The organism is Actinomadura sp. NPDC048032 (genome assembly GCF_040653175.1).
Classification (GTDB): Bacteria; Actinomycetota; Actinomycetes; order Streptosporangiales; family Streptosporangiaceae; genus Spirillospora; species Spirillospora verrucosospora.
On the sequence record NZ_JBEZJP010000605.1, the window covers coordinates 1 to 3,687 of the forward strand.

4 protein-coding genes and 1 rRNA gene are annotated in these 3,687 nt (G+C 71.3%); 2 read left to right on the plus strand and 3 right to left on the minus strand.

Going from position 1 to position 3,687, the window contains the following annotated elements; all coding sequences use genetic code 11:
- Positions 1-27 precede the first annotated feature (27 nt).
- Positions 28-1,734 (minus strand): acyclic terpene utilization AtuA family protein, encoded by a 1,707-nt coding sequence (locus tag AB0C69_RS39820; RefSeq protein ID WP_360361521.1) that lies wholly within the window; start codon positions 1,732-1,734, stop codon positions 28-30.
- A gap of 102 nt (positions 1,735-1,836) precedes the next feature.
- Here AB0C69_RS39820 and AB0C69_RS39825 point away from each other — a divergent pair, with 102 nt between their 5' ends.
- Positions 1,837-2,445: a TetR/AcrR family transcriptional regulator gene (locus AB0C69_RS39825; RefSeq protein ID WP_345176371.1), complete on the plus strand. Its 609-nt coding sequence runs from the start codon at positions 1,837-1,839 to the stop codon at positions 2,443-2,445.
- A gap of 231 nt (positions 2,446-2,676) precedes the next feature.
- On the opposite strand, the gene AB0C69_RS39830 is transcribed toward AB0C69_RS39825, so the two are convergent.
- Positions 2,677-3,069 (minus strand): VOC family protein, encoded by a 393-nt coding sequence (locus AB0C69_RS39830; protein ID WP_185030193.1) that lies wholly within the window; start codon positions 3,067-3,069, stop codon positions 2,677-2,679.
- A 128-nt stretch (positions 3,070-3,197) separates the two neighbouring features.
- Between AB0C69_RS39830 and AB0C69_RS39835 the strand changes: the two genes are divergently transcribed.
- A complete protein-coding gene (locus AB0C69_RS39835; protein WP_360361525.1) occupies positions 3,198-3,512 on the plus strand; it encodes a YciI family protein in 315 nt (104 codons plus the stop codon).
- 88 nt (positions 3,513-3,600) lie between these two features.
- On the opposite strand, the gene rrf is transcribed toward AB0C69_RS39835, so the two are convergent.
- Positions 3,601-3,687: ribosomal RNA gene (gene rrf / locus AB0C69_RS39840) — 5S ribosomal RNA — on the minus strand; the annotation flags it as partial.

The window sequence follows — 3,687 nt, forward strand, 5'->3', positions numbered from 1 at the left end:
CGCCCGGTTCTTCGCCGACCTGACGGTCTACGACCACTCCACGAACGCGGCGATGCCGGCCTGCGCCACGAGGCCGATCCAGGAGCGCTGGTCGAACCGGGTCGAGGCGGACACGCCCTCCTGCAGGAGCCCTTCGACCACGAAGTTCACCGCACGGAGGTTGGGCAGCACATGCCGGCGGACGGTGTGCTCGCGGGTTTCCGGCAGCAGCTCGCGGAGCCTTTCCGTGGTCAGGAAGGGCTCCAGCCAGCGCCACTGCGCGTCGGTCCGGGCCCACACGCCGATGTTGGCGTCCCCGCCCTTGTCCCCGCTCCGCGCCCCGGCGACACGGCCGAGCGGCGCCCGGACGGCGGCTCCCGGTGGGACGCCTCCGGCGGGCGGAGCCTCGGCGGGGGCTTCGAGGTCGCGCACGTGCGGAGCCGCGGCGATGGCGATGCGCTCGCCCTCGTGGGTCACCGCGACATGCTCCACGGCCTCGTTCGGGACGTAGGCGGGCGTGTAGACGCCGTAAGGGCCGCCCTTTCCCGGCGGGGAGGTCATGGTGAAGCCCGGATAGCCGGCGAGGGCGAGTTCCACGACGGCGCCGCTGAACGCGCGGCCGACCTTCTCCGGGTCCGGGTCGAGGACGGCGCAGCGGAGAAGGGCGGTGGCCTCCCCCTGCGTGGCCGGGTCCGGCCCGGGGGCGCCGATGAGCGTCCATTCGACGCGGGACGGCCGGCCCTTCGTGAAGGCGGCCTCCAGTTGCGCCTTCACGAGCTCGGCCTTGGCCTCGATGTCCAGGCCGGTGAGGACGAAGGTCATCTCGTTGCGGTGCCCGCCCAGGTGGTTCAGGCACACCTTGGTGGTCGGCGGCGGCGGAAGGCCCCGGACGCCGCTGATCCGCACCCGGTCGGGCCCGTCCTGCGCCGGGACGATCGTGTCGAACCGCGTCGTCACGTCCGGGCCGGCGTAGGCGGGCGCGCCGATCTCGTACAGGAGCTGGGCCGTGACGGTCTCGACCGTGACGGCGCCGCCCGTCCCGTCGTGCTTGGTGATCACGCTGGACCCGTCGGGATGGATCTCGGCGATCGGAAAGCCCGGTGCCTTTACATTGTAGATTTCCTGGAAGAAGGCGTAGTTGCCGCCGGTCGCCTGCGCGCCGCACTCCAGGACGTGCCCGGCGACCGTCGCGCCCGCGAGCGCGTCCCAGTCGTCGCGCGCCCAGCCGAAGTGCGCGGCGGCCGGGCCCACGACCAGGGACGCGTCGGTGACGCGTCCGGTCACCACCACGTCCGCGCCGGCCCGCAGGCACTCGGCGATCCCCCAGGCGCCCAGGTAGGCGTTGGCGGTGAGCGGCCGCCCGCGGCGGGCGTCCGCCAGGCCGAGCTCCTCCGCCCGGGGCAGCAGGTCGTCGCCCTCCACATGGGCGATCCGCACGTCGACCCCGAGCCGGGCGGCCAGCTCGCGCAGCCGGGCCGCCAGCCCCCGCGGGTTGAGCCCGCCGGCGTTCGCGACGATCGTGGTGCCGCGCTCCGCGGCCAGGCCGAGGGACTCCTCCATCTGCCGCAGGAACGTCGCGGCGTACCCGGCGTCCGGGTCCTTCATCTTCCCGCGCCCGAGGATCAGCATCGTCAGCTCGGCCAGGTAGTCGCCGGTGAGGACGTCCAGCGGCCCGCCCTCCAGCATCTCCCGCACCGCGGAGAAGCGGTCGCCGTAGAAGCCCGAGGCGTTCCCGACCCGCAGCGGTTGGCTCATGGCCAGAACCCTGCCAGCCCGCCTCTAAAAAATCAATCACGCATGATTGTTTCTCCGCCTGATCGTTTGGTTGACTGGAGGGCCACCGACTTCGAGGACTCCATGACCGCCCAGGCACTCCCCCGCGAACCGCAGCAGGACCGCAGCCGCGCCACGCGGCGGCGCCTCCTGGAGGCCGCCATCGGCTGCCTCGCCTCCGTGGGCTGGGCGGGCACGACGGTGGCGGTGGTCGCCGAGCGCGCGGGCGTCTCCCGCGGCGCCGCCCAGCACCACTTCCCCACCCGCGAGGAACTGGTGACGGCGGCGGTCGAGTACGGCTCGGACGTGCGGATGGCGCAGATGCGCGAGCGCCTCGACGCGCTCGCCGACCGCCGTCCCTCCACGCTGGACGTCGTCACGCTCCTCGGCGAGATGTACACGACCCCGCTCTTCCGCGCCGCGCTCCAGCTGTGGGTCGCGGCCAGTTCGGACGAGCAGCTCCGCGCGCAGGTCGTCCCCCTGGAGGCGCGGGTCGGGCGCGAGGCGCACCGCCTCACCGTGGAGGCACTGGGCGCGGACGAGTCGGTCCCCGGCGTCCGGGAGACCGTCCAGGCGACCCTCGACCTGGTCCGCGGCCTCGGCTTGGCCGACCTGCTCACCGACGACTCGGCACGCCGTACCCGCCTGCTGCACCAGTGGGCCACCACGCTCGACCAGGCGCTCGGCCGCTGATCCACGGACAGCGCATGGTCCAAGGGAGACCGCCCACAGCGGGCCTTGTCCTGGCACGGGTTTCAGCGGGGCCGCTGGCCGGGGGGAGGCGGCGGGCCCGAGGGTCTGGGCGCCGGCCCTCCACGCCTCAGGGCCCGCATCGATCTGGTCGAAGGCGTCGCTGGTTCTGCCGGTGCCAGTCAAGCCTGGCTGACGAACCGCTCAGTCCAGTAGATCCGCCATACGCGCAGCCTAACGGTGACAGACGGTCTCCAAAGTGACGCCGTCGTGACCTTCCCAGAAGGTGGCGTAGTAGGTGGGGCCGTACTGCGGGAACTCCTGGGGCTCATAGAGCACGTTCGCGCCCCGCTTGACCGCCCACTCATGCAGACGGTCGACCTCCTCCCGAGTCTTCACCATGAAAGCGAGGTGCTGAAGACCCGGACGGTGGCGCGAGTAGTCACCGTCCTCCAATGCCGGATAGAAGAACAGATACGTGCCCGGCTTGCCGCCCGCCGGGCGGTAGGAGAACTCCTCCTCGGTGGCGAAGAAGGTTTCGAAGCCGACCAGGGGCATCAACTCGTCGTAGTACGCCTTGGCTTGGCCAAGGTCGCGGACATTTACGCCAAGGTGGCCTAGGGGCATCCGCCGATCATAGGCGCCGCACCGGGCTCGCCCACACGATCGCCGGTACCGCATGGACGAACGACCGGTGACCGTGCCGCCCACTGGCAGACTTGTTCGGAGATCAGACGACCATCGGGGAGCATACGATGCTGCATCTGCTGCGCCTGGAGTACACGAGGTCGGAGGAGGACGCCGAACCCCATGTCTCCGCCCATGTGGCGTTTCTCGAACGGCATCATGGCGCGGGCACGTTCCTGCTGTCCGGCCAGACTGTCCCCTCGTCGGAGGGCGGCCTCATCATCGTCGCCGGCGTCGACCGGCAGGAGGCGGAGAAGATCGCCGCCGAAGATCCCTTCGTGCAGGCCGGGGTCGCGCTCTACGACATCACCACCATCGCGCCCGGACGCGCCCACCCGGCGCTCGCCGCCCTCACCGGCGGACGGGGTGTCCCTCCGGCATAGCGTCCGGGCAATGCGAAAAAGCCCCTGGGAAGCAGGCACGAAATGAGAAAGGCCCCGCCGGTAACGGCGGGGCCTTTCTGCAATATGTGTCCGGCGGCGTCCTACTCTCCCACACGGTCTCCCATGCAGTACCATCGGCGCTGAAGGGCTTAACTTCCGGGTTCGGGATGGGACC

Bases quoted from the DNA above. Each gene is read 5' to 3' on its own strand.
- AB0C69_RS39820 (WP_360361521.1), bottom strand. From the start codon at position 1,734: ATGAGCCAACCGCTGCGGGTCGGGAACGCCTCGGGCTTCTACGGCGAC.
- AB0C69_RS39825 (WP_345176371.1), top strand. From the start codon at position 1,837: ATGACCGCCCAGGCACTCCCCCGCGAACCGCAGCAGGACCGCAGCCGC.
- AB0C69_RS39830 (WP_185030193.1), bottom strand. From the start codon at position 3,069: ATGCCCCTAGGCCACCTTGGCGTAAATGTCCGCGACCTTGGCCAAGCC.
- AB0C69_RS39835 (WP_360361525.1), top strand. From the start codon at position 3,198: ATGCTGCATCTGCTGCGCCTGGAGTACACGAGGTCGGAGGAGGACGCC.